This is a genomic window from Streptomyces aquilus, from assembly GCF_003955715.1.
Taxonomy (GTDB): domain Bacteria; phylum Actinomycetota; class Actinomycetes; order Streptomycetales; family Streptomycetaceae; genus Streptomyces; species Streptomyces aquilus.
Genome location: NZ_CP034463.1, coordinates 1,977,943 through 1,998,721, shown reverse-complemented (window position 1 = coordinate 1,998,721; position 20,779 = coordinate 1,977,943). Strand labels below are relative to the sequence as shown.

Annotated in this window: 24 protein-coding genes and 1 pseudogene; 16 read left to right on the top strand and 9 right to left on the bottom strand. The window is 71.7% G+C overall.

Annotation, left to right across the window (positions count from 1 at the left end; all coding sequences use genetic code 11):
• Positions 1-40 precede the first annotated feature (40 nt).
• A complete protein-coding gene (locus EJC51_RS09220) occupies positions 41-682 on the top strand; it encodes a cysteine hydrolase family protein (protein ID WP_126270626.1) in 642 nt (213 codons plus the stop codon).
• Between the two features lie 3 nt (positions 683-685).
• On the opposite strand, the gene EJC51_RS09215 is transcribed toward EJC51_RS09220, so the two are convergent.
• A complete protein-coding gene (locus tag EJC51_RS09215; RefSeq protein ID WP_126270625.1) occupies positions 686-1,105 on the bottom strand; it encodes a Rieske (2Fe-2S) protein in 420 nt (139 codons plus the stop codon).
• A gap of 92 nt (positions 1,106-1,197) precedes the next feature.
• On the opposite strand from EJC51_RS09215, the gene EJC51_RS09210 reads away from it, so the two are divergent.
• From EJC51_RS09210 to EJC51_RS09180, 7 genes are all read left to right on the top strand, one after another.
• The gene (locus tag EJC51_RS09210; protein WP_126270624.1) at positions 1,198-1,953 is read left to right on the top strand and encodes a HipA family kinase; all 756 of its coding nucleotides are present in this window, start codon (positions 1,198-1,200) and stop codon (positions 1,951-1,953) included.
• The gene (locus EJC51_RS09205; RefSeq protein WP_126270623.1) at positions 1,950-2,399 is read left to right on the top strand and encodes a DUF3037 domain-containing protein; all 450 of its coding nucleotides are present in this window, start codon (positions 1,950-1,952) and stop codon (positions 2,397-2,399) included. The genes EJC51_RS09210 and EJC51_RS09205 overlap by 4 nt, the downstream gene beginning before the upstream one ends.
• A 128-nt stretch (positions 2,400-2,527) precedes the next feature.
• Positions 2,528-3,289 (top strand): 3-oxoacyl-ACP reductase FabG, encoded by a 762-nt coding sequence (gene fabG / locus EJC51_RS09200; protein ID WP_126270622.1) that lies wholly within the window; start codon positions 2,528-2,530, stop codon positions 3,287-3,289.
• A 12-nt stretch (positions 3,290-3,301) separates the two neighbouring features.
• Positions 3,302-4,069, top strand: coding sequence for an SDR family oxidoreductase (locus EJC51_RS09195; RefSeq protein WP_097261237.1), 768 nt, complete (start codon positions 3,302-3,304; stop codon positions 4,067-4,069).
• 217 nt (positions 4,070-4,286) lie between these two features.
• Positions 4,287-5,867 carry an ABC transporter substrate-binding protein gene (locus EJC51_RS09190; protein ID WP_126270621.1) on the top strand — a complete coding sequence of 527 codons (1,581 nt, stop codon included), beginning with the start codon at positions 4,287-4,289 and terminating at the stop codon, positions 5,865-5,867.
• An 89-nt stretch (positions 5,868-5,956) separates the two neighbouring features.
• Positions 5,957-6,640, top strand: a complete 684-nt coding sequence (locus tag EJC51_RS09185) for a uracil-DNA glycosylase (RefSeq protein WP_126270620.1) — start codon at positions 5,957-5,959, stop codon at positions 6,638-6,640.
• 106 nt (positions 6,641-6,746) lie between these two features.
• A complete protein-coding gene (locus EJC51_RS09180; RefSeq protein WP_126270619.1) occupies positions 6,747-7,265 on the top strand; it encodes a hypothetical protein in 519 nt (172 codons plus the stop codon).
• A gap of 93 nt (positions 7,266-7,358) precedes the next feature.
• Here the strand turns inward: EJC51_RS09180 and EJC51_RS09175 are convergent, their stop codons facing one another.
• Entirely contained in the window at positions 7,359-7,844 is a 486-nt protein-coding gene (locus tag EJC51_RS09175; RefSeq protein ID WP_126270618.1) for a hypothetical protein, read from the bottom strand.
• Between the two features lie 159 nt (positions 7,845-8,003).
• Between EJC51_RS09175 and EJC51_RS09170 the strand changes: the two are divergent.
• Together EJC51_RS09170 and EJC51_RS09165 are read left to right on the top strand one after the other, a co-directional pair.
• A pseudogene (locus EJC51_RS09170) lies at positions 8,004-8,168 on the top strand (monooxygenase); the annotation flags it as partial.
• Positions 8,165-9,070: a Gfo/Idh/MocA family protein gene (locus EJC51_RS09165; protein WP_126270617.1), complete on the top strand. Its 906-nt coding sequence runs from the start codon at positions 8,165-8,167 to the stop codon at positions 9,068-9,070. The pseudogene EJC51_RS09170 and the gene EJC51_RS09165, both read left to right, overlap by 4 nt.
• On the opposite strand, the gene lnt is transcribed toward EJC51_RS09165, so the two are convergent.
• The 3 genes from lnt to EJC51_RS09150 form a co-directional block, all read right to left on the bottom strand.
• Positions 8,994-10,553, bottom strand: a complete 1,560-nt coding sequence (lnt, locus tag EJC51_RS09160) for an apolipoprotein N-acyltransferase (RefSeq protein ID WP_126270616.1) — start codon at positions 10,551-10,553, stop codon at positions 8,994-8,996. The genes EJC51_RS09165 and lnt overlap by 77 nt on opposite strands.
• Before the next feature lie 72 nt (positions 10,554-10,625).
• Positions 10,626-11,111: a nuclear transport factor 2 family protein gene (locus EJC51_RS09155; RefSeq protein WP_126270615.1), complete on the bottom strand. Its 486-nt coding sequence runs from the start codon at positions 11,109-11,111 to the stop codon at positions 10,626-10,628.
• A 285-nt stretch (positions 11,112-11,396) separates the two neighbouring features.
• Positions 11,397-12,572 carry an FAD-dependent monooxygenase gene (locus EJC51_RS09150; RefSeq protein WP_126270614.1) on the bottom strand — a complete coding sequence of 392 codons (1,176 nt, stop codon included), beginning with the start codon at positions 12,570-12,572 and terminating at the stop codon, positions 11,397-11,399.
• A gap of 117 nt (positions 12,573-12,689) precedes the next feature.
• Between EJC51_RS09150 and EJC51_RS09145 the strand changes: the two genes are divergently transcribed.
• On the top strand, positions 12,690-13,937 hold the full coding sequence (locus EJC51_RS09145) for a hypothetical protein (RefSeq protein WP_126270613.1): 1,248 nt from the start codon (positions 12,690-12,692) through the stop codon (positions 13,935-13,937).
• Positions 13,938-13,946: 9 nt separating this feature from the next.
• On the opposite strand, the gene EJC51_RS09140 is transcribed toward EJC51_RS09145, so the two are convergent.
• Positions 13,947-14,516 carry a chloramphenicol phosphotransferase CPT family protein gene (locus tag EJC51_RS09140; RefSeq protein WP_126270612.1) on the bottom strand — a complete coding sequence of 190 codons (570 nt, stop codon included), beginning with the start codon at positions 14,514-14,516 and terminating at the stop codon, positions 13,947-13,949.
• 43 nt (positions 14,517-14,559) lie between these two features.
• Here EJC51_RS09140 and EJC51_RS09135 point away from each other — a divergent pair, with 43 nt between their 5' ends.
• On the top strand, positions 14,560-15,138 hold the full coding sequence (locus EJC51_RS09135) for a hypothetical protein (protein ID WP_126270611.1): 579 nt from the start codon (positions 14,560-14,562) through the stop codon (positions 15,136-15,138).
• A 15-nt stretch (positions 15,139-15,153) separates the two neighbouring features.
• On the opposite strand, the gene EJC51_RS09130 is transcribed toward EJC51_RS09135, so the two are convergent.
• Positions 15,154-15,333 (bottom strand): hypothetical protein, encoded by a 180-nt coding sequence (locus tag EJC51_RS09130; RefSeq protein ID WP_079311520.1) that lies wholly within the window; start codon positions 15,331-15,333, stop codon positions 15,154-15,156.
• A gap of 135 nt (positions 15,334-15,468) precedes the next feature.
• The gene (locus EJC51_RS09125) at positions 15,469-16,344 is read right to left on the bottom strand and encodes an undecaprenyl-diphosphate phosphatase (RefSeq protein WP_126270610.1); all 876 of its coding nucleotides are present in this window, start codon (positions 16,342-16,344) and stop codon (positions 15,469-15,471) included.
• 294 nt (positions 16,345-16,638) lie between these two features.
• On the opposite strand from EJC51_RS09125, the gene EJC51_RS09120 reads away from it, so the two are divergent.
• The 4 genes from EJC51_RS09120 to EJC51_RS09105 are packed head-to-tail and all read left to right on the top strand — an operon-like array spanning position 16,639 to position 20,265.
• Positions 16,639-17,796: a Gfo/Idh/MocA family protein gene (locus EJC51_RS09120; RefSeq protein WP_126270609.1), complete on the top strand. Its 1,158-nt coding sequence runs from the start codon at positions 16,639-16,641 to the stop codon at positions 17,794-17,796.
• Positions 17,793-18,719 (top strand): DUF6807 domain-containing protein, encoded by a 927-nt coding sequence (locus EJC51_RS09115; protein ID WP_126270608.1) that lies wholly within the window; start codon positions 17,793-17,795, stop codon positions 18,717-18,719. Before EJC51_RS09120 ends, EJC51_RS09115 begins: the two co-directional genes overlap by 4 nt.
• Positions 18,716-19,426 carry a cupin domain-containing protein gene (locus EJC51_RS09110; RefSeq protein WP_126270607.1) on the top strand — a complete coding sequence of 237 codons (711 nt, stop codon included), beginning with the start codon at positions 18,716-18,718 and terminating at the stop codon, positions 19,424-19,426. Before EJC51_RS09115 ends, EJC51_RS09110 begins: the two co-directional genes overlap by 4 nt.
• Positions 19,427-19,476: 50 nt before the next feature.
• The gene (locus tag EJC51_RS09105; protein WP_126270606.1) at positions 19,477-20,265 is read left to right on the top strand and encodes an alpha/beta fold hydrolase; all 789 of its coding nucleotides are present in this window, start codon (positions 19,477-19,479) and stop codon (positions 20,263-20,265) included.
• A gap of 12 nt (positions 20,266-20,277) precedes the next feature.
• Here the strand turns inward: EJC51_RS09105 and EJC51_RS09100 are convergent, their stop codons facing one another.
• Positions 20,278-20,748, bottom strand: a complete 471-nt coding sequence (locus EJC51_RS09100) for a winged helix-turn-helix transcriptional regulator (protein WP_126270605.1) — start codon at positions 20,746-20,748, stop codon at positions 20,278-20,280.
• Positions 20,749-20,779: the final 31 nt, after the last annotated feature.

The window sequence follows — 20,779 nt, the reverse complement described above, 5'->3', positions numbered from 1 at the left end:
CGCTCGCCCGCCCACACCGTCGGCGACAAGGGGGCAGAACGTGCCGTCGCACGAGCAGTTGAGCGAACTCATCGACCCGGCGACCACCGTGCTGCTCACGGTCGAGTGCCAGCAGGGCGTCGTCGGCGCGGACAGCGCGCTCCCCGAACTCGCCAAGGAGGCACGGTCGTCCGGCGCTCTCGCCAACGTGGCCCGGCTGGTCGCGGCCGCCCACGCGAGCGGCGTCCAGGTCGTCCACGCGATCGCCGAACGCCGCCCCGACGGGCGCGGCGCCAACCGCAACGCCCGCCTCTTCCACGTCGCCGAACGCCTTCCCGTCCAGCAGCTGTCCGGCACCAGCGCGGTCCGGGTGGCGGCCCCGATCGAGGTCTCCGAGGAGGACTTCGTCGTACGGCGGCTGCACGGCCTGTCGCCGATCCAGGGCACGGACGTCGACCCGCTGCTGCGCAACCTGGGCTGCCGCACCCTCGTCGTCACCGGTGTCTCGGCCAACGTGGCCATCCCCAACGCGGTGTTCGACGCGGTCAACCGCGGCTACACCGCCGTCGTGCCCACGGACGCCATCGCCGGGGTGCCCTCCGACTACACCCCGGCGATGATCCGCAACACCCTCGCCCTGGTCGCCACCCTCACGACGACGGCCGACCTGCTGGCCCGCCTGAACCGGCGCCCACGCGGTTGACCCTCAGGCCAGGGTGATCGAGTCCCCGCTCACGGTGATCTTCTCCTCCGGCAGCGGCTGTGTGGCGGGCCCCTTCTTCACGCTGCCGTCGGTCACCGAGAACTCGCTCTTGTGGCACGGGCAGGTGATCACCCCGTTGGCGATCCCGGTCACCGCGCAGCCCTGATGGGTGCACTTGGACGAGAACGCCTTGTACGTGCCCGCCGTCGGCTGGGTCACCACGACACCCTCGTCCGCGAAGATCTTGCCGCCGCCCTCCGGGATGTCCGAGGTCTTCCCCAGCGCGGTGCCGGCCGCGGCGGTCGACCCCTCGTCGTCCGAGCCGCACGCGTTCAGCGTGATGGCGAGCCCTGCCGCCCCCACCGCCGCCACGACCGTACGGCGGCTCGGTGCCGAAGCGGGATGAAGCGATTCGCTGGCCATGCTGACGTCCCTTCCGCGGATACCTCGTGAACTGCCCTGAGGTACGGGCCCGGAGTGCGGGTTGTTCAGAGGAGCCCCAGTAACCTGGGGCGATGCTCAAGGAAGCCATCGCGACCCGCTACATCACGCCCCTGCGTGAGGGCGGCTCGCTGCCGGGACTCGTCGAGGCCGACGACCTCGGGACGTACGTCATGAAGTTCACCGGCGCCGGACAGGGCCGCAAGACGCTGGTCGCCGAGGTCGTCTGCGGTGAGCTGGCCCGGCGGCTCGGGTTCCGGGTGCCGCGGCTCGTGACGCTCGACCTGGACCCGGTGCTCGGACTCGGCGAGCCCGAGCAGCAGGTGCAGGATCTGCTGCGGGCCAGCGGCGGCACCAACCTCGGGATGGACTTCCTCTCCGGCGCGCTCGGCTTCGACCCGCTCGCCTTCCAGGTGGACGCGGCCGAGGCCGGGCGGATCGTCTGGTTCGACGCGCTGATCAACAACGTCGACCGGTCCTGGCGCAACCCCAACCTGCTGATGTGGCACGGCGAGCTGTGGCTCATCGACCACGGCGCCACCATGATCTGGCACCACAACTGGCCCGGCGCCGAGGCCTCCGCCGCCCGCCCCTACGACGCCGCCGACCACGCCCTCGCCCGCTTCGCCCCCGACCTGGCGAGCGCCGCCGCCGACCTGGCCCCGCGCGTCACCGAGGATCTCCTCGCCGAGGTCACCGCCGAGATCCCGGACGCCTGGCTGGCCGACGAACCCGGCTTCGACACCCCGGACGACCTGCGCCGGGCCTACACCCGGCCCCTGCTGGCCCGGGCCGCCGTCATCCACGACCGCATCCAGGGGATCAAATGAGCGAGCGCCACATCCACATGGCCGGCAGTGTGGTCGAGCGCCACATCATCAAGGGCGGCGAGGGCAACGACCGGGATGTGTTCGAGTACGTCCTGCTGCGCGTCGTCCCGCGCGTGGAGCGCGGCGAGTGCATCAACGCCGGGGTGCTCGTCTACTGCCGGGCGAAGGGGTACGTCGGCGCCCGCACCCACCTCGACGAGGCCCGTCTGCGCGCCCTCGACCCGGCCGCCGACGTGGCCGGCATCAGGGCGGCACTCAGCGCCGTCGAGCGGGTCTGCGGGGGCGGGGCCGCCGCCGGGCAGGCCGGCTCCGACGACGCCGGACGGCGCTTCCGCTGGCTGATCGCGCCCCGCTCCACCGTCGTGCAGCCGGGTCCCGTGCACACCGGGCTCACGCTGGATCCGGCGGCCGAGACCGAGCGGTTGCTGGACCTCCTGGTCAGGTAATGGATCACACCCGGGCCGCGTGGCGTTGACACCGGGTGCCAGGCCTTCTAGCGTCACGTCTGCCGAAGGTACTAAGCGGTCGCTCACCGACCGGGCCGCACATTCTTCAAGGGCGAGGAGAAGCAGCAATGTCCACCACTGAGCAGCGGGTAGCCGTCGTCACCGGCGCCGCGCGCGGCATCGGGGCCGCCACCGCCGTACGACTGGCCGCCGAGGGCCGCGCGGTCGCCGTGATCGACCTCGACGAGGCCGCCTGCAAGGACACCGTGGAGAAGATCACCGCGGCGGGCGGCCGGGCCGTCGCCATCGGTGCCGACGTCTCCGACGAGGCGCAGGTCGAGGCCGCGGTCGCGCGGGTCGTCGAGGAGCTGGGCGCCCCGACCATCCTCGTCAACAACGCGGGCGTGCTCCGCGACAACCTGCTGTTCAAGATGAGCGCCTCGGACTGGGACACCGTCCTGAACGTGCACCTGCGCGGCTCCTTCCTGATGACGAAGTACGTCCAGAAGCACATGGTCGACGCCGGCTTCGGCCGCGTGGTCAACCTGTCCTCGTCCTCCGCGCTCGGCAACCGCGGCCAGGCCAACTACTCCGCCGCCAAGGCCGGTCTCCAGGGCTTCACCAAGACCCTCGCCATCGAGCTCGGCAAGTTCGGCATCACCGCCAACGCCGTCGCCCCCGGCTTCATCGCCACCGACATGACCGCGGCCACCGCGGCCCGCGTCGGCATGGGCTTCGAGGAGTTCAAGGCCGCCGCCGCCACCCAGATCCCGGTCGCGCGCGTGGGCGAGCCCGAGGACATCGCCAACGCCATCGCCTTCTTCACGAACGAGGCCGCCGGCTTCGTCTCCGGCCAGGTGCTGTACGTGGCCGGCGGACCGCTCGACTAGGGGAACAGGAACATGACTTCGGTGGAACTCCCCGAACTCTCCGGCAAGGTCGCCCTGGTCACGGGCGCCAGCCGCGGCATCGGCTACGGCGTCGCCGAGGCGCTCGTCGCCCGCGGTGACCGGGTCGTCATCACCGGCCGCAACGAGGACGCCCTCAAGGAGGCCGTCGAGCAGCTCGGCGCCGACCGCGTCATCGGCGTCGCCGGCAAGGCCCACGACGAGGCCCACCAGGCCGTCGCCGTCGAGCGCGCCATGGAGGCCTTCGGCCGCGTCGACTTCCTGGTCAACAACGCCGGCACCAACCCGGTGTTCGGCCCGATCGCCGACCTCGACCTGAACGTGGCCCGCAAGGTCTTCGAGACCAACGTGATCTCGGCGCTCGGCTTCGCGCAGAAGACCTGGCACGCCTGGCAGAAGGACAACGGCGGCGCGATCGTCAACATCGCCTCCGTCGCGGGCATCGCGCCCTCGCCCTTCATCGCCGCCTACGGCGTCAGCAAGGCCGCGATGATCAACCTGACCCAGCAGCTCGCCCACGAGTTCGCGCCCAAGGTGCGGGTCAACGCGATCGCGCCGGCCGTGGTGAAGACCAAGTTCGCCCAGGCCCTGTACGAGGGCCGGGAGGAGGAGGCCGCGGCCGCCTATCCGCTCGCCCGGCTCGGCGTGCCCTCCGACATCGGCGGCGCCGCGGAGTTCCTCACCTCCGAGCAGTCCGCCTGGGTCACCGGCCAGACCCTCGTCGTCGACGGCGGCATCTTCCTCAACGCCGGCGTCGGCTGACCCACGGCGCACGACCGGCACGGGCGCCGCTCGACACGAACGGCGCCCGTGTCGACGTACAAAACGCCCCACAGCGGGCGCACGACAACCGCACAGACTTCTGACAGCGTTGCCACGATCTCAGCGGTCGAGAACCAGCCGGAAGACCCGGTTCGGCTCGCCCGAGGCTGCGGTATGGTCTGCCAACCCTTGGCATGGCAGATCGAGGAGCGTGCGCGTGTTCAACCGGAACCGAGGCCTTCGTCGGATGGCGGCCTTCGCGTCCATATCGTCGCTGGTGGCCGGGTGCGGTGTCCTGTCGTCGGACTCCTCCGACGACCAGGGGCCGATCGTCGTCGGGACCACCAGCGCCCCCAGCACCCTGGACCCCGCCGCCTCCTGGGACAGCTCCTGGGAGCTGTTCCGCAACATCTACCAGACCCTCCTCAGCTACCCCTCCGGCGCCACCACGCCCCAGCCCGACGCCGCAGAGAGCTGTGGGTTCACCGACAACGCGAGCCGTGTCTACCGCTGCAAGCTGCGCGCGGGACTGAAGTTCTCCAACGGTGACACGCTCGACGCCAAGGCCGTCAAGCACTCCATCGACCGGATCGGGAAGATCAACGTCAACGGCGGCCCCGCCGGTCTGCTCGGCAGCCTCGAACGCGTGCAGGCGCTCGGCGACCGCGAGGTCGTCTTCCACCTCAACAAGCCCGACGCGACCTTCCCGTTCGTCCTCGCCACCCCCGCCATGTCGATCGTCGACCCCGACGAGTACCCGGCCAACGCGCTGCGCAAGGGCGACAGCATCGTGGGCTCCGGGCCGTACACCCTCAAGTCGTACAGCGAGGACAAGGCGGAACTCGTCAAGTACGGCGACTACGACGGGTACGCCGAGCGCAAGAACGACGCGGTGACCATCCGCTACTTCAAGGAATCCGCACCCATGGTGCGGGGCCTGAAGGACGGCTCCCTCGACGTCGCCTTCCGCGGACTGGGTGCCGACGACATCGTCACCCTCGACAAGGAACAGAACGACACCGACCTCCAGCTCTTCGACGGCTCCGGCACCGAGATCAGCTACCTGGTGTTCAACCCCAAGGACCCCTGGGCGGGCAAGCTCGCCGTCCGCAAGGCCATCGCCCAGGTCGTCGACCGCGGGGCGATCGCGCACAAGGTCTACAAGGACACCGTCGAGCCGCTGTACTCCATGGTCCCCAAGGGCCTCACCGGCCACACCACGGACTTCTTCGACGACTACGGCAACCCCAGCGTCGCCAAGGCCAAGAAGATCCTCCAGAACGCCGGGATCACCCAGACCGTCCCGCTCACCCTCTGGTACACGACGGACCGCTACGGCTCCGCCACCAAGGCCGAGTTCGAGGAGCTCAAGGCGCAGCTGGAGGACTCCGGGCTCTTCCAGATCACCCTCAAGAGCCGCCCCTGGAAGACCTACGTCACCGGCTACCAGAACGGCGAGTACCCGGTGTTCGGGCGCGGCTGGTTCCCCGACTTCCCGGACGCCGACAACTTCATCGCCCCCTTCGTCGGCGACAAGAACGCGCTCGGCACGCCCTACCCGCAGCCCCAGATCACCGGCAAACTGCTGCCGCGCTCGCGCGGCGAGAGCGACCGCGCCAACGTGGTCAAGGACTTCGAGGAGGCCCAGCAGATCATCACCGACGACGCGCGGCTGCTGCCGCTGTGGCAGGGCCGGCAGTACGTCGCCGCCAGCGACGAGATCTCCGGCGGCGAGCAGGCCCTCGACCCGTCGACGATCATGATGATGGGCGAGCTGTACCGCAAGACGAGCTGGTGAGCGGGGGCTTTCGGGGTGTGCGGTCCGTTGTCAGTGGTCGCCTGTAGGTTCTGAGCACTGAAGTGACCGCACGACATAAGGACGTTGACGTGACCGACATCGCCATGCTGCCCGAGTCCTGGCGCGGGGTCCTGGGCGACGAGCTCCAGCAGCCCTATTTCAAGGAGCTGACCGAGTTCGTCGAGGAGGAGCGGGCGAAGGGTCCCGTCTTTCCGCCGCGCGAGGAGGTCTTCGCCGCGCTCGACGCGACGCCGTACGACCAGGTGAAGGTCCTGATCCTCGGTCAGGACCCGTACCACGGCGAGGGCCAGGGCCACGGCCTGTGCTTCTCGGTGCGGCCCGGCGTGAAGACGCCGCCGTCCCTCCGGAACATCTACAAGGAGATGAAGGAGGAGCTCGGCACGCCGATCCCGGACAACGGCTATCTGCTGCCGTGGGCCCAGCAGGGCGTCCTGCTGCTCAACGCGGTGCTCACGGTCCGCTCCGGTGAGGCCAACTCGCACAAGGGCAAGGGCTGGGAGAAGTTCACCGACGCGGTCATCCGCGCGGTGGCCGACCGGCCCGACCCGGCGGTCTTCGTCCTGTGGGGCAACTACGCCCAGAAGAAGCTCCCGCTGATCGACGAGAGCCGGCACGTGGTCGTGAAGGGCGCCCACCCCTCGCCCCTGTCGGCGAAGAAGTTCTTCGGCTCCCGCCCCTTCACCCAGATCAACGAGGCGGTGGCGTTGCAGGGCCACGAGCCGATCGACTGGACGATCCCCGACCTGGGCTGACCGCCCCGGGGCCGATCCACCGGGTCGGCCCCGCCTCGCCGTGATTGTCAGTGCCTCCGATTAGCGTCGGACCGGATCATGACGGCCTGACGGTGTGGAGGACGCGGTGGCGGAGCGACAGGAGCAGGCGGCGCCGGATGCCGTGATGACGCGGATCGGGCAGGTCGTCATGTTGCATCACGCGGGGGACCGCGAGGAGGCCCGGCACCGCTTCCTGGACCTGTGGGCGGAGATCGGCGAGGACGGCGACCCGCTGCACCGCTGCACGCTCGCCCACTACATGGCCGACGCCCAGGACGATCCCTCGGACGAGCTGGCGTGGGACCTGCGCGCGTTGACGGCCGCCGAGGAACTCTCGGACGACCGCCTCGCCGAGCACGAGAGCACGCTCGCGGTGCGCGCCCTGTACCCCTCACTGCATCTCAATCTGGCCGCCGACTACGTGAAACTCGACCGCTCCGACGCCGCCCGCACCCACCTCCGCCGGGCGCGCGGGGCGGCGGACGCCCTCGCCGACGACAGCTACGGAGACGGGGTGAGAGCCGCGATCAGCCGGCTGGAGCTGCGGCTGGGGGAGGGCTCGCCGGGGGAGGGCGGATGGGCGCCGCCGAGACAGCGCCCGTGAGCCTCCGGAGGGCCTAACGGCCGTACGTCTGCTCGCAGGTCCTCGGCCCCGGGCAGCCCGTCAGCTGCCTTGTGGGTGTCGGCTCGGGTGCGCCTAGTGCCCGTACGTCTGCTCGCAGATCCGCGCCTCCGGGCTGTCCTTCCGCCAGCCGCCGTACCGCTTGCCGAGGCCGCACACGTCCGGGTTCTTCGGTACCGCCGTCGCCACGTCGGGGATCTCGACGCGCGGCTGCGGCGGCTGCCGGGTCTCGGGACGGGCCGGGTGGGCGGGGTGCTGGGGGTGGGTGCGCGGTGCCTGCTGCTTCGGCGCCTGCTCCTGCGCGGGGGACGGCGGCGCCGCCCGTGGCGTGGCGGGCGCCCCGGGTTTCGCCTCGCGGGACGGGCCGATGAGCTCCAGGGCCTCCCGCGCCGGCGCCTGCACGATCTGCGGCTCGGCCTCACCGTCCGGCCGGGGCGCCGCCGGCAGGGACGGTGCGGCCGGTGCGCCCGGGGCGGGCGGCCGCTGGACCGTCACACAGCCGGAGAGGGCCGAGACAGCCACGGTGACCAGGAGCGTTGCGGTGGTCGTCGTTCGATGCACCTGCGCCACTCTGCTGCTTACCGCCGGGTTCGGGACAGCGGACAAGCGCAGGTTGCTCCGCACGGGTGATCTCCGGCCCCGTACGGAGGGCGCGGCACCGACGGGGATGACGGCGACGCGGGAACCGTCCGGATCAGTCGCCGGAACATGACCGGCGACCGCGCGCGGACGGCCGTACGCGACATGGCGGTCGCCGCGCTGTCGCAGGTCGGCCCCGCTCTCCTCCTGCGAGGTTTCGACGGCATCGCCGACTGGCGGCCGCCGCGGGCGCCGTATGCTGCCGTCGTGTCAGGCATGGCGAGCGCTAGGGAGACCCACCAGTGAAGGTCGGCTGCATCGGACTCGGCGACATCGCCCAGAAGGCCTACCTGCCGGTGCTCGGCGGCCTCCCCGGCGTCGAACTCCACCTCCAGACCCGGACGCCCGCCACCCTCGCCCGGGTCGCCGACGGCCTGCGCCTTCCGGAGGCCCAGCGGCACCAGGATCTCGACGCGCTGCTCGCCGTGGGACTCGACGCGGCCTTCGTGCACGCGCCGACCGTCGTGCACCCCGACATCGTGACGCGGCTGCTGGAGGCGGGCGTACCGACGTATGTCGACAAGCCGCTGGCCTACGAACTCGCCGACTCCGAGCGGCTGGTGGCGCTCGCCGAGGAGCGCGGGGTGTCGCTGGCGGTCGGCTTCAACCGGCGCTTCGCACCCGGGTACGCGCAGTGCGCCGACCACCCGCGCGAGCTGATCCTCATGCAGAAGAACCGCATCGGGCTGCCGGAGGAGCCGCGCGCGATGATCCTCGACGACTTCATCCACGTCGTCGACACCCTGCGCTTCCTCGCTCCGGGCCCGGTCGACGACGTCACCGTGCGCGCCCGTGTCCAGGACGGACTGCTGCACCATGTCGTCCTCCAGCTCGCCGGGGACGGCTTCACCGCGCTCGGCGTCATGAACCGGCTCAGCGGTTCGGCCGAGGAGATCCTGGAGGTCTCCGGGCAGGACACCAAGCGTCAGGTCGTCAACCTCGCCGAGGTGATCGACCACAAGGGCCAGCCGACCGTGCGCCGGCGCGGCGACTGGGTGCCGGTGGCCCGGCAGCGCGGCATCGAGCAGGCGGTGCTCTCCTTCCTCGACGCCGTGCGCGCGGGCAAGGTGCTCAGCGCCCGGGACGCGCTGGCGACCCATGAGCTGTGCGAGCGGGTGGTACGTGCGGTGCGGGAGCGGGCCGCCTGAGCCGTACGGTCCTCAGTCCCTGGACGACGCACCAGGCGGCCAGGATCAGCAGCGCCGCGTGCGTCGGCCAGTCGCCGTAGCGGACATACGGGGTGACGCCGGTCGCCAGCGGGACGTCGTAGACCGCGGCCGTGCTCGCGTCCGTGGGGAGCCACGCACCGACGCGCTGTCCCTCGGGGCCGTAGACCGCCGACACCCCGGTGAGTGTCGCGTGCACCATCGGGCGGCCCGTCTCGGCGGCGCGCAGGGCGGCCAGCGAGGCGTGCTGCTCGGGCGCCCAGCTGTCCTGGAACGACGACGTCGACGACTGGGCGACCAGCACCTCGGCACCGGACTCGGCGAGATGGCGGCTCATGTCGGGGAACGCGGACTCGAAGCAGACCATCGGACCGACCTTCAGCCCGTGCCCGACGTCCATGACCACCTGTTCGCTGCCGCGCCGCCGGTCCTCGCCCGCGGCCTTGCCGACCGAGGTCGCCCAGCCGAGCAGGGAACGGGCCGGGATGTACTCGCCGAAGGGCACGAGCCGCATCTTGTCGTAGCGGTCGCCGGTGAGCCCGTCCGGGCCGACCAGCACCGAACTCTTGTAGATGCCGGGTTTGTCGGAGCGGCGGGCGTCCACGTTGACGAGGATGTCGGCGCCGGTCTCCCGGGAGAGGGTCGCGAGCCGTCCGGCCAGGTCGGGCCGGTCGCCGAGGTCGAAGCCGACGCTGCTCTCGCCCCACACGATCAGGTCGACGTCCTGGGCGGCCAGCCGCCGGGTCAGCTGTTCCTCGCGGGCGAAGCGGCTGTCGGGGCCGTCGACCACCCCGGGCTGGACGACCGCGATCCTGACCTGCCCGTCGGCGTCGGGGCGCGGTGACCACATCCAGGCCGCGGAGGTGACGGCGGCGCTGGCGACGAGCGCGGCGAGGGCGGGCACGCGGGACCGGGGCAGGACCACCAGCACGGCGAACGCGACGTTCACCGCCACGATCAGGAAGCTGATCAGCCACACCCCGCCCACCGAGGCCAGCCGCAGCGCGGGCTCCACCTGCCACTGACTGGCACCGAGCACACCCCACGGCCCGCCGAGCCCCTGCCAGGACCGGACGAGTTCCACCAGCAGCCAGCCCGACGGCAGCACGAAGAACGCGCCGGCGATCCGCCGACCCGTGCCGGTGAGGAAGTGCCGGACCAGCCGGCCCCAAGGCGCCCACAGCCCGCCGAGCAGGGCCGCGATGACGAGCGTGAAGACATGGAGGCTCGGCAGCAGCCAGTGGTGCATCGCCAGCATGAAGCCGAACCCGCCCGCCCAGCCGTCGTACGCCGCCCGCTTCCCGGTCGGCGCGGAGCGGGCCAGCATCATCCAGGGGACGAGGGCGACATAGGCGAACCACCACAGCGAAGGCGCCGGGAACGCGAGCACGGGCAGCGCACCGGCCAGGGCGGCGACCGCGGATCTCCGCCACGGGGTGGTGAGCCAGTGGCCGGGCATCTTCATGCGGCGCCTCCCTACCCCGTGCGTCCCTCCAGTGTGCGTGGTGCGGACGCCCCGGGGACAGAGGGCATCGGTTCAGTTGATCACGGGCGCGGGCCGGGGACCGGGAAGACGCCGCCACTTCTCCTGCACGACCACCTCGCGCAGCCGCCAGCCGTCGTCCGTGCGCAGCAGCCCGAAGGCGTACCGGCCGCCGCACACGAAGTCGGGCGCCGAGGAGCCGTCGCCGTCCTGCACGAAGCGCATCGGATTGACGTAGTCCGCCTGGACCCGGGCCGTGTCGCCGGTGTCGTGGTCCAGCGTGCCGAAGGTGACGCGCCGGTTGACGATCAGATGCTGTCGCATGGAGAAGAGGCTCAGGCTCTCCGCGAGCCATGCGGCGACCTGCACCGCGTCCCCCTCGACCCCGCCCGCGGACCGGTAGTCCGCGCGGCCGTCCGGGGCGAACAGGCGTCGGTACGCCGCCCAGTCGCCGTCGTCCACGGCCACGGCGTAGTCGGTGATCAGTTCGTCGACGGCCAGTCGGTCCATCACGGTGGCGAGCTCCACACGCTGCGTCATGGGCCGAGTGTTGGGCATGGGGCGGGCCGGGCCAAGAGGTGTGCGCGGACAATCGGACGGCGGAGGCGGTCAGTTGGGGGCCGGGCGCTCATCGCGGAGTGGGGGCGGGGCGGCCGGTGGGTGGTGTGGAGCGTGGGTGGGGCGGCCGGTGGTCGTGGGGGAGCGTGGGTGGGGCGGCCGGTGGTCGTGGGGGAGCGCGGGTGGGACGGTCGGTGGTCGTCGGGGAGCGCGGGTGGGACGGCCGGTGGTCGTCGGCGTGCCTGGGGCGGGCGCACGCGGCGCTCATCACCGGGTCGGGTCTTCGAGGACGTCGGTGCGCCAGGCGCTCGACGCCGCCCAGAACCGGTGCTCCGCCGCGTGGGCCGCCAGCCGGGCATTGCGGGCCCGGGCCTCGGGGCCGTCCGGCAGATGGAACTCCTCGCCGGCGCTCGCGGAACGGGCCTGCATCCCGGTCGCGGACGCCAGCCTTCGCCGTACGTACCGGTCGAGCGCTTCGGGTACGTCGTCCGCGGTGATGTCGGTGAGGCAGTCGCCGAGCACGGCCGCGTCGAGGATGGCCTGCGCCGCGCCCTGCGCCTGGAACGGCACCATCGCGTGGGCGCTGTCGCCCAGCAGGGCCACCCGGCCGATGTGCCAACGGGGGAGCGGGGTGCGGGTGTAGATGCCCCAGCGGTACATCTGCCCCGCGCGCGTGAGGACTTGGATCACGCGGTCCTCCCACCCGTCGAACGCCCGCAGTGGTTCCCCCGGTTCGGCCAGCTCGGTCCAGGACTCGTGTGCGGTCCGCGTCCCGAACACGGCCACGACGTTGAGGAGTTCACCTTGGCGCAGCCAGTAGTGGACGAAGTGCCGGCCGGGTCCGAGCCATATCCCGGTGTCCGGCAGCTCCAGATCGGCGACCGCGTCGGCGGGAAGCAGCGCCCGGTAGGCGGCCGTTCTCGAGAACACCGCCTCGTCCGCGCCGAAGAGCCATTGGCGGGCGGCGGACCGGATGCCGTCGGCGGCCACCACCAGGTCGGCGCCGAGGCGTTCGCCCTGCGCGGTCGTCACGGTCGCCGACTTGTCGTCCTGGTCGATGCCCACGACCTCCGTGCCCAGCCGTACCGACCCCGGCGGCACCGCGGCGGCGAGCGCCTGCTGGAGATCGGCCCGGTGGACCTGCAGATAGGGCGCGCCGAACTCGTCGTCGACCTCACGCCCCAGCGGGTAACGGCAGATCTCCGTCCCGTCGGACCAGGTACGGAAGCTGAGATGGCCGGGCGGCCCGGACAGGGCGGCGACCGCGTCGAGCCGTCCCAGCCGGCGCAGCACCCGCGTGGCGTTCGGGGCGAGTTGGATACCGGCGCCTGCCTCGGTGTACCGCGGTGTCTGCTCGATCAGCGTCACCTCGACCCCGGCCCGGCGCAGCGCCAGCGTCGCGGCCAGCCCTCCGATGCCCGCGCCCATGACGATCGCTCGCATGGCACGACGGTAGCGAAGACGTCTCCATCATGACAGGTCAGCGCCGGTTCTCGTAGGACGAACGGCACGGCCCGGGAGCCTTGTTGAGGCCCTGCCCCGGCTCTGAGAATCGCCGTCATGAATCACTCGGAGAAGGTCGATCAGGATGCGGTTCTCAGGGCGCGGACGATGCTGCTGGAGTCGGGCAGGCCGAGCACCGCGCGGCAGGTCGAGGCGTACCGGGTGCTGTCGGCGGTGAGTCCGCTGACCTATGTTCCGAAACTGGCCGAGGCGCTGGTGTCCTACGGCTACGAGCCGGACGTCCGTGATCTGCCGGAGGCACGGCTGGCCCGGCACGCGGAGGCGGCTGCCGTGGCGCGGCGCATCGACGAGGGTGATCCGCGGCGGACCGAGCTGCTGGTCCGGGCGCTGGACTCCTGTCAGCACGGCCTCTACGCCCTGGGGCGCCGGGCGGAGGGGTTCGCCGTCTGCGAGGAGATGGCCGCGGCCGGGCGCTGGGGCTTCGAGCACGGGCAGGTGAGGAGTCCCGCGTACGGGCACGGACGGCTGGCGGCGGTCCTGGCCGAGGAGGGGCGGTACGGCGAGGCGGCCGCGATCTGCGGGAAGGCGGTCGAGGCGGAGCGCCCGTTGACGCCGGGGGACAACTCGTTCTGGTCGGTGGTGAAGTGGGTGGCCGCACTGGAAGCCGCCGGATGGCGGGAGACGGCTCTGGACGCCTTTACCGAGCTGGTGGACGTCACCCGGGCGGAAGTCGCGACGGACAGTACCGCGTTGGCGATCCAGGTGTGGCAACTGGTCCATCTCGGGCGGATGTTGACGACCGCCGGTCGTCAGGCGGAAGCGGTGGTGGTCCGGCAGGAGGCCCTCGGCCTTCTCACCGAGCTGGACCTCACCGGCGAGCGCAAGAGCTGGAGCAACATCCTGTCCTGGTGGATCACCCTGTTCGCCCTGTCAGGCCGGCCGGCGGAGCCCGTACCGACCGCGCAGGCACCGGGGCCCGGATTCGGCGCGCCCTACCTGGACTGGTCGCCGGATGTCAGGGACGCCTACTTCGAGGGTCTGGGGGCGCTGGAGGACCGGGTCGCCGCACTGCGGGAGGACGCGTCCACCCCGCTCCCCGAACTGATCGCCCAGCACCGCAGACTGGTCGTCCGCGCCGCCGTGCACCGGGAGCGTCGCCACCACCGCATCCTCAAGCCACTGCGACCCCTCTTCACCGCGTCGGTGGCCCTTGCCCGCCGTCTCGCTCAACCCGGGGTGCTGGGCGAGGCGTTGACGGACCGAGCCATGTTCTTCGTCGCTGCCAAACAGTACGGCGAGGCGTACGACGACTTCCGCGAAGCCTGCCAGCTGCTCGACGGCTGATCCGGGCGATCAGCGTTCCCCGCGCAGCCGCTCGAACGCCGTCGGCGTCGGGCGGCCGGGCAGGAACTCCCTGATGCGCAGGGCGCATTCCAGCGGGGTGGCGCGGCTGGTGTCGCACTCGATGTCATAGATCCCGTGGGAGTGCACCTGCTCCAGCTGACGTGCCGCGAGCCCGGCCGGCCGGTCGCCGCGTTCGCGCTCGCGGCGCTCCAGCTCCTCCGGCGGGCAGTGCACCCCGACGAGCACCACGTCCTGCGGGACGAACAGGGACAGGCAGTCGCGGAGCCGCCACTCGGCGCTGAGCACATGGTCGACGACGACGTTGTTCCCCGCGGCGGCCATCCCGGCGACCGCGCGGTGGAAGCCCTGCCAGGTGCGGTGCAGCACGGTACCCAGCTCGTCCGGCGGCACCGGCGCCCTCGACCGCATCGCGTGGAACGCGTCGACGGGCATGTGGAAGTACGGCTCGTCGAGCACCCTCAGCAGTTCGGCCGCGATGCTCGACTTGCCCGAACTGGAGGTGCCGTTCAGGAAGATCACGAGGCCCTGGCGCGGGGGGACGCTGTCGAGGTGCTCCATGGCGTGGATCTTAGGAGGCGCGGGGGTGGGCGATGATGGGCGGATGACTCATGCCGCCCTCTTCCGCCATCAGTTCTGGGGCGAAGGCACTTACGAGCTGGCCATCGAGGTCGGGTCGACGGACGACGGCCGGTTGCAGGCCGTCCTGGACGCGGTGTGGGGCGCGGCGGGGGTGTGCGGCTGCTACGGGCACCGGGACCGGGAGCCGGAGGACCAGGAGGCCGTGCCGCGGACGGTCGCCGCTCTGGAGGAGTTCGGGCAGCTCCTGGGCCGGGTCCGGCTGCCTTCGGGGGAGCTCGTCGTGTGTGACGTCACGGCGGTGCGGGGCGGTGACGACAGCGGCGACTGGCTGGCGTTCGGAGTGCCGCTGTCGGCTCTGCGGCAGGCCGGTGTGGAGTTCGAGGACGGTCCGTACTTCCGGTCCGCCGCGGCTGACGCGTGGCTGGCCGGCATCGGCCAGGACGCGTTCCGCGCGGCGCCCTTCAGCCTTGGACTGGTCGGGTGGAGCGTCTCCGGCCTGGCGGACGCCGAGACGCTGGGCGGTGTGCTGCCCGAGAAGCGGGGTATGGCGTATCTGCTGCCCAGTGGCGGGGTTCTGCGCTTCGGAGCCGTCAACGACTGAGCCGGGCGGCCCGGGTCAGGCCGCCTCGATCACATTGCCGCGGATCGCGGCCGCCCACTCGACCACCAACAGCTCGTACTCCTCGCGCTCCTGGGTCGACAGCGAACCGCCCGCCCGCAGCCACAGCGCACGGATCTGCTCGTTGACTTCGGCAGCAGACCGCACGGAACCAGAGGCCATGGAATCGGGGGACATGCGGACAAGCCTAGGGGCAAGCACTGACACTGCGCTACCGAACGGCTACGCACAACGTATGTGATTGGTCACGGAGTTCACTGGGCGAACATGTTGAATTCCGTAGGGGTGGCCCGGGTTCGGGGGCCCGGTGTGTCAGCCCGCCGACTCCGCCGCGTGCGGGCTGAGCGCGCCGACCGACACCAGCACGATGACCAGGATGCCGAGCGCGATGCGGTACCAGACGAACGGCATGAAGCTCTTGGTCGAGATGAACTTCATGAACCAGGCAATCACGGCATATCCGACGACGAAGGCGACGATGGTCGCGAAGATCGTCGGCCCCCACTCCACATGGCCGCCCTCCAGTGCGTCCTTGGTCTCGAACAGGCCGGAGGCCAGCACCGCGGGGATGGCGAGGAGGAAGGAGTAGCGGGCCGCGGCCTCGCGGCGGTAGCCCATGAAGAGGCCGCCGCTGATGGTGGCGCCGGAGCGGGAGACGCCCGGGATGAGGGCGCAGGCCTGGCAGAGGCCGAAGATCAGGCCGTCCCGGACGCCCAGGTCCTCCAGGGACTTGCGCTGGGTGGGCGCCCGGTGCTTGCCGCCGCTCTCGTCGCGCGCGGCCATCCGGTCGGCGATGCCGATGATGACGCCGACCACGATCAGCATGGTCGCGGTGATGCGCAGATCGCGGAACGGGCCCTCGATCTGGTCCTTGAGGGTGACGCCGAGGACGCCGATCGGGATCGAGCCGACGATCACCAGCCAGCCCATCTGGGCGTCGTGGTCGCTGCGCATCGCCTTGTTCGTCAGCGACCGGAACCAGGCCGAGATGATCCGCCCGATGTCCTTGCGGAAGTAGATCAGCACGGCCGCCTCCGTGCCGATCTGGGTGATCGCCGTGAAGGCCGCGCCCGGGTCCTCCCAGTCGAAGAAGGCCGCCGTCAGCCGCAGATGCGCGCTGGAGGAGACGGGGAGGAACTCTGTGAGCCCCTGGACGAGTCCGAGGATGAGCGATTCAAACCAAGACATGAAGGTACGGAGTCCAAGCGCTGATCGTGGGAGGAGCGACGGGCACACCGAGCCGCCGGGCCACGGTGATCACAGGTGTGGAGGGCAGCCTAGCGTCCGGCGGTGACAGGCCCGGCACGGGGGCTTCGGGGGAAGGTGGTGACCAGGGTGTGAGAAGACCCCGTGGGCTGGAGTACGACCTGTTGACCGGTCATAGTCCCGCCGCTTAGGTTGCTGCGGAGAGAAAGCGCTTGCTGGCCGGGTGGCAGGCGTCGGCGCTGTCCGCCGTTCGTAAGAGGAGTGCTGATCACGCCCATGTCCCCCCTCACTCCCCTCGACGGTCGCCGCATCCGCGCGGCCGTCATCGGCACCGGCGCCATCGCGCGCGGCTCCCATCTGCCCGCGCTGGCCGAGCTCGCCGAGGAGGGCGAGACCGAGGTGGTCGCCGCCGTCGACATCGATGCCACGGCCGTCGAGGAGTTCTGCGCGGCGGGCGGCATTCCGCACGCCTATACCGACCTCGACCGCATGCTGCGCGAACAGCGGCCCGACCTGGTCACCATCTGCACCCCGCCCACCCTGCACCGCGAGCAGAGCATCGCCGCGCTGCGCGCCGGGGCCTGGGTCTGGTGCGAGAAGCCGCCGGTGCCGACGCTGGCCGACTACGCCGCGGTGGAGGCGGAGGAGGGTGTGGAGAGCGGTCCGTACTCCTCCATCGTTTTCCAGCACCGATTCGGTTCGGGCACCCGCCATGTGAGCCGGCTGCTCGCCGAGGGGGCCCTGGGCCGACCGCTCGTCGCGCACTGCCAGACCACCTGGTACCGCGACACCGCCTACTACTCCGTGCCCTGGCGCGGCCGCTGGGCGACCGAGGGCGGCGGCCCCGCCATGGGCCACGGCATCCACCAGATGGACCTCATGCTGGACCTGCTGGGCCCGTGGAGCGAGGTGCGCGCCATGGCCGCGCGGCTGGTGCACGACGTGGAGACCGAGGACGTCTCCACCGCCCTGGTCCGCTTCCGGAACGGCACCATGGCCACGATCGTGAACAGCGTCCTGAGCCCCGACGAGGTCAGCCGCATCCGCATCGACTGCGAGCGCGCGACCGTCGAACTCACCCATCTGTACGGCCACTCCAACGCGAACTGGCACATCACCCCGGCCGTGGGCGTGCCGGGCGACGAGGCCGCCGCCTGGCGGGACTTCGGCCCGGACGTGCCCAGTTCGCACCTGGAGCAGCTGCGCGAACTCGTCGCCAGCATGCGGGCCGGCGAACGCCCGCGCAGCAGCGGCGCCGACGGGCGCACCAGCCTGGAACTGGTCGCCGCGCTCTACAAGTCGGCGTTCACGGACGTCACGGTGAAGGCGGGCGAGATCGGCCCCGGCGACCCGTTCTACACCGCCATGCACGGCGACGCCCCCGGCTGGGCCCCGGCCGCCGCTCCTGCCGTCGGCGAGGGGGTGCCCGCATGAGCGCGCTGCGCATCGTCCACGCGCACGGCGACCGCATCACCGTCACCGACCCCGCCACCGGCGTCGAGCTGCTCGCGTACGTCTACCGCCCGGAAGCGGCCTGGGAGGCCCCCAAGCCGTACATCCACCCGCTGCGGACCCTGGCCGGGGACGTCGTCACCGACTACCGCCCGAACGACCACCGCTGGCACAAGGGTCTGTCCCTGACCGCGTCCCATGTCTCGGGCGCCAACCTGTGGGGCGGCAACTCCTATGTGCACGGCGAGGGGTACCTCGAACTCCCTGAGCGGGTCGGCTCGATGGCCCACGTCGCCTTCGACGAGGTCGCCGCGCACGACGATCGGGTCGTCATCGCCGAGCGCCTCACCTGGCATCCGTACAGCGGCGAGCTGTGGGCGGACGAGCGGCGCCGGATCGAGATCCACGACGTCGACCCCGAGTCCGGCTCCTGGGCGCTGACCTGGACGAGCGCCATCACCAACCGGCGCGACGAACCGCTGGTCTTCGGCAGCCCGACCACCGCCGGACGCGAACTCGCCGGGTACACCGGCCTGTTCTGGCGCGGCCCGCGCGCCTTCCGTGACGGCCGGATCACCGCCCCGGACGCCGAGGGCCCCGGTCTGCTCGGCGCCCAGGCCCCCTGGCTGGCCTTCTCCGGCGAGCACGACGGCACCGACGGCCACGCCACCCTCGTCTTCGAGCACGCCCCCGAGAACGACCACCTCGGCACCCAGGGCGCCCATCCGGCCCACTGGTTCGTCCGCAACGACCCGTTCGCCGGCGTGGCCCCCTCCTGGGCCTTCTACGACGAACTCGAACTCGCCCCCGGCGCCACCCTCACCCGCCGCTACCGCGTCGTCGTCGCCGACGGCGCCTGGGAGCGCGAGGAAATCGCCAAGTACCTGCGGACCCACCCCTGGTGACCTCCTACGAAGGGCTCCCCGGCGGGGTCGCCGTGTCGCACCTGTGCGTCTACGACTGGCCCGCCGCCGACGGCCTGCACGGCGGAACGCCCCATCTGCATCTGACCTGTTCGGAGGCGTACGTCGTCACCGGCGGCCGGGGTGCCGTGCAGACCCTCACGACGGCCGGGTACGAGGTCACGCCCCTCGTACCCGGCACGGTCGCCCGGTTCACGCCGGGCACCATCCACCGGCTGGTCAACGAGGGCGGGCTGCGGATCACCGTCCTCATGCAGAACAGCGGACTGCCGGAGGCGGGCGACGCGGTGCTGACGCTGCCTCCTGAGTACCTGGCCGACCCGGAGACGTACGCCGCCGCGACCACGATCCCGGCGGACGCGCCCGAGGCGGAGCGGGAGCGGATCGCCCGGGCCCGGCGCGACCTCGCCCTGGAGGGGTACCGGCGGCTGCGCGAGGCGGACGGCCCGGAGGCGCTGGCCGCCTTCCACCGGGCCGCAGCCGCCCTCGTACGGCCTCGGCTCGCCGCATGGCGGGAGCGTTGGCGTGCCGGTGCCGCGGCCGCCGCGGCGGCGACGGAGGAGCAGCTCGACCGCCTGGAGAGGGGTGACCTCTCGCACCTCGCGGACGCCGTCGTGCGGTCCGAACAGCCCTCGGAGCGCGGGAAGTTCGGGATGTGCGGGCGGCTGGACGTCTACCGGGGCGGCTGAGGATGCCGGTCCGTCGCGACATCGGCGGTGGCGGCGTCTAGCCTGGAGTCATGGCGACGGTGCAGGTGGGCGGCGTGGAGATCGCCTATGACCGCGTCGGCCAGGGACCTTTGCTGGTCCTCGCGCACGGCGCCGGGGACGCCGCGCGGATATGGCGGCCGCAGCTGACCGGACTGGCCGACGAGTTCACGGTCGTGGCCTGGGACGAGCCGGGCGCCGGACGCTCCTCCGACCTGCCGGCCGGCTTCACCCTCGCCGACTACGCCCTCTGCCTCGCCGCGGTGATCGAGGACGTGGGACTCGGCCCGGCCCACGCCGGCGGACTCTCCTGGGGCGGAACGGTCGTGCTGGAGCTGTACCGGCACCGTCCGGAGCTGGTCAGGACCCTGCTGCTGGCCGACACCTACGCCGGCTGGAAGGGCTCGCTGCCGCCCGAGGAGGTGGCCCGGCGGGTCGAAGGGGCACGACGGATGCTCGACGTCCCTCCCGAGGACTTCGCCCCGACGCTGCCGGATCTCTTCGCCGGGGAGCCGCCCGCCGAGTACGTGCCGCTGCTCGACTCGATGGCCCAGGACGTGCGCCAGGCCACCATGAGGGCCCAGTTGCGCCTGATGGCCGAGGCGGACCAACGAGACCTGCTGCCCCTGATCGGGGTGCCGACCCTGCTGCTGTGGGGCGAGCACGACGTACGGTCGCCGCTGGAGGTCGCCCGTGCCTTCGAGGCGGCCATCCCGGACGCGCAGCTCGTGGTCCTTCCCGGCGCGGGGCACGTCAGCAACCTCCAGGCACCCGAGGCCTTCAACCAGGCCGTCCGCGCGTTCTGCCGCGCACACCGCTGACCGGCCGCGTCCTCACGCCGCCGTCGGCCCCGCCACCGTCCAGCCCGGAACCTGCGGATGCGACCTCAGGTCCTCGTGGCGCACCGCGTCGCCGCAGGTCTGGCAGACGACCACCGGGAGCAGTTCGTTGCCGCAGGCGTGCTCGACGACCATCGGCCGGTCGTCGTCCTCGCGCAGATGCCGGTCGCCCCAGGCCATGAGGGTCAGCAGGACCGGCTCCAGCTCCAGGCCGGCCTGGGTGGGCCGGTACTCGAAGCGCTGCGGCCGCTCGCTGTAGGCGCGCTTCTTCAGGATCCCGGCGTCGACGAGCCGGCGCAGGCGGGTGGCGAGGATGTCGCGCGGGGCGCCGATGTTGCGCACCAACTGGTCGAAGCGGCCGTTGCCGAGGCACACCTCGCGCAGGACGAGCAGGGAGTACTTCTCGCCTACGAGCGCCAGGGCGTCGGCGATGGAACAGGGGCGCGGGTCTTTGGTGGCGGCCATGAGCCCGATTCTAGGGGAGGGTTTGTTTTTC

What these genes read in the sequence shown, in the direction of transcription:
- EJC51_RS09215 (WP_126270625.1), bottom strand. Translation starts at nt 1,105, where the DNA reads ATGGCCAGCGAATCGCTTCATCCCGCTTCGGCACCGAGCCGCCGTACG.
- EJC51_RS09210 (WP_126270624.1), top strand. Translation starts at nt 1,198, where the DNA reads ATGCTCAAGGAAGCCATCGCGACCCGCTACATCACGCCCCTGCGTGAG.
- EJC51_RS09205 (WP_126270623.1), top strand. Translation starts at nt 1,950, where the DNA reads ATGAGCGAGCGCCACATCCACATGGCCGGCAGTGTGGTCGAGCGCCAC.
- fabG (WP_126270622.1), top strand. Translation starts at nt 2,528, where the DNA reads ATGTCCACCACTGAGCAGCGGGTAGCCGTCGTCACCGGCGCCGCGCGC.
- EJC51_RS09195 (WP_097261237.1), top strand. Translation starts at nt 3,302, where the DNA reads ATGACTTCGGTGGAACTCCCCGAACTCTCCGGCAAGGTCGCCCTGGTC.
- lnt (WP_126270616.1), bottom strand. Translation starts at nt 10,553, where the DNA reads ATGAAGATGCCCGGCCACTGGCTCACCACCCCGTGGCGGAGATCCGCG.
- EJC51_RS09155 (WP_126270615.1), bottom strand. Translation starts at nt 11,111, where the DNA reads ATGACGCAGCGTGTGGAGCTCGCCACCGTGATGGACCGACTGGCCGTC.
- EJC51_RS09150 (WP_126270614.1), bottom strand. Translation starts at nt 12,572, where the DNA reads ATGCGAGCGATCGTCATGGGCGCGGGCATCGGAGGGCTGGCCGCGACG.
- EJC51_RS09145 (WP_126270613.1), top strand. Translation starts at nt 12,690, where the DNA reads ATGAATCACTCGGAGAAGGTCGATCAGGATGCGGTTCTCAGGGCGCGG.
- EJC51_RS09140 (WP_126270612.1), bottom strand. Translation starts at nt 14,516, where the DNA reads ATGGAGCACCTCGACAGCGTCCCCCCGCGCCAGGGCCTCGTGATCTTC.
- EJC51_RS09135 (WP_126270611.1), top strand. Translation starts at nt 14,560, where the DNA reads ATGACTCATGCCGCCCTCTTCCGCCATCAGTTCTGGGGCGAAGGCACT.
- EJC51_RS09130 (WP_079311520.1), bottom strand. Translation starts at nt 15,333, where the DNA reads ATGTCCCCCGATTCCATGGCCTCTGGTTCCGTGCGGTCTGCTGCCGAA.
- EJC51_RS09125 (WP_126270610.1), bottom strand. Translation starts at nt 16,344, where the DNA reads ATGTCTTGGTTTGAATCGCTCATCCTCGGACTCGTCCAGGGGCTCACA.
- EJC51_RS09120 (WP_126270609.1), top strand. Translation starts at nt 16,639, where the DNA reads ATGTCCCCCCTCACTCCCCTCGACGGTCGCCGCATCCGCGCGGCCGTC.
- EJC51_RS09115 (WP_126270608.1), top strand. Translation starts at nt 17,793, where the DNA reads ATGAGCGCGCTGCGCATCGTCCACGCGCACGGCGACCGCATCACCGTC.
- EJC51_RS09105 (WP_126270606.1), top strand. Translation starts at nt 19,477, where the DNA reads ATGGCGACGGTGCAGGTGGGCGGCGTGGAGATCGCCTATGACCGCGTC.
- EJC51_RS09100 (WP_126270605.1), bottom strand. Translation starts at nt 20,748, where the DNA reads ATGGCCGCCACCAAAGACCCGCGCCCCTGTTCCATCGCCGACGCCCTG.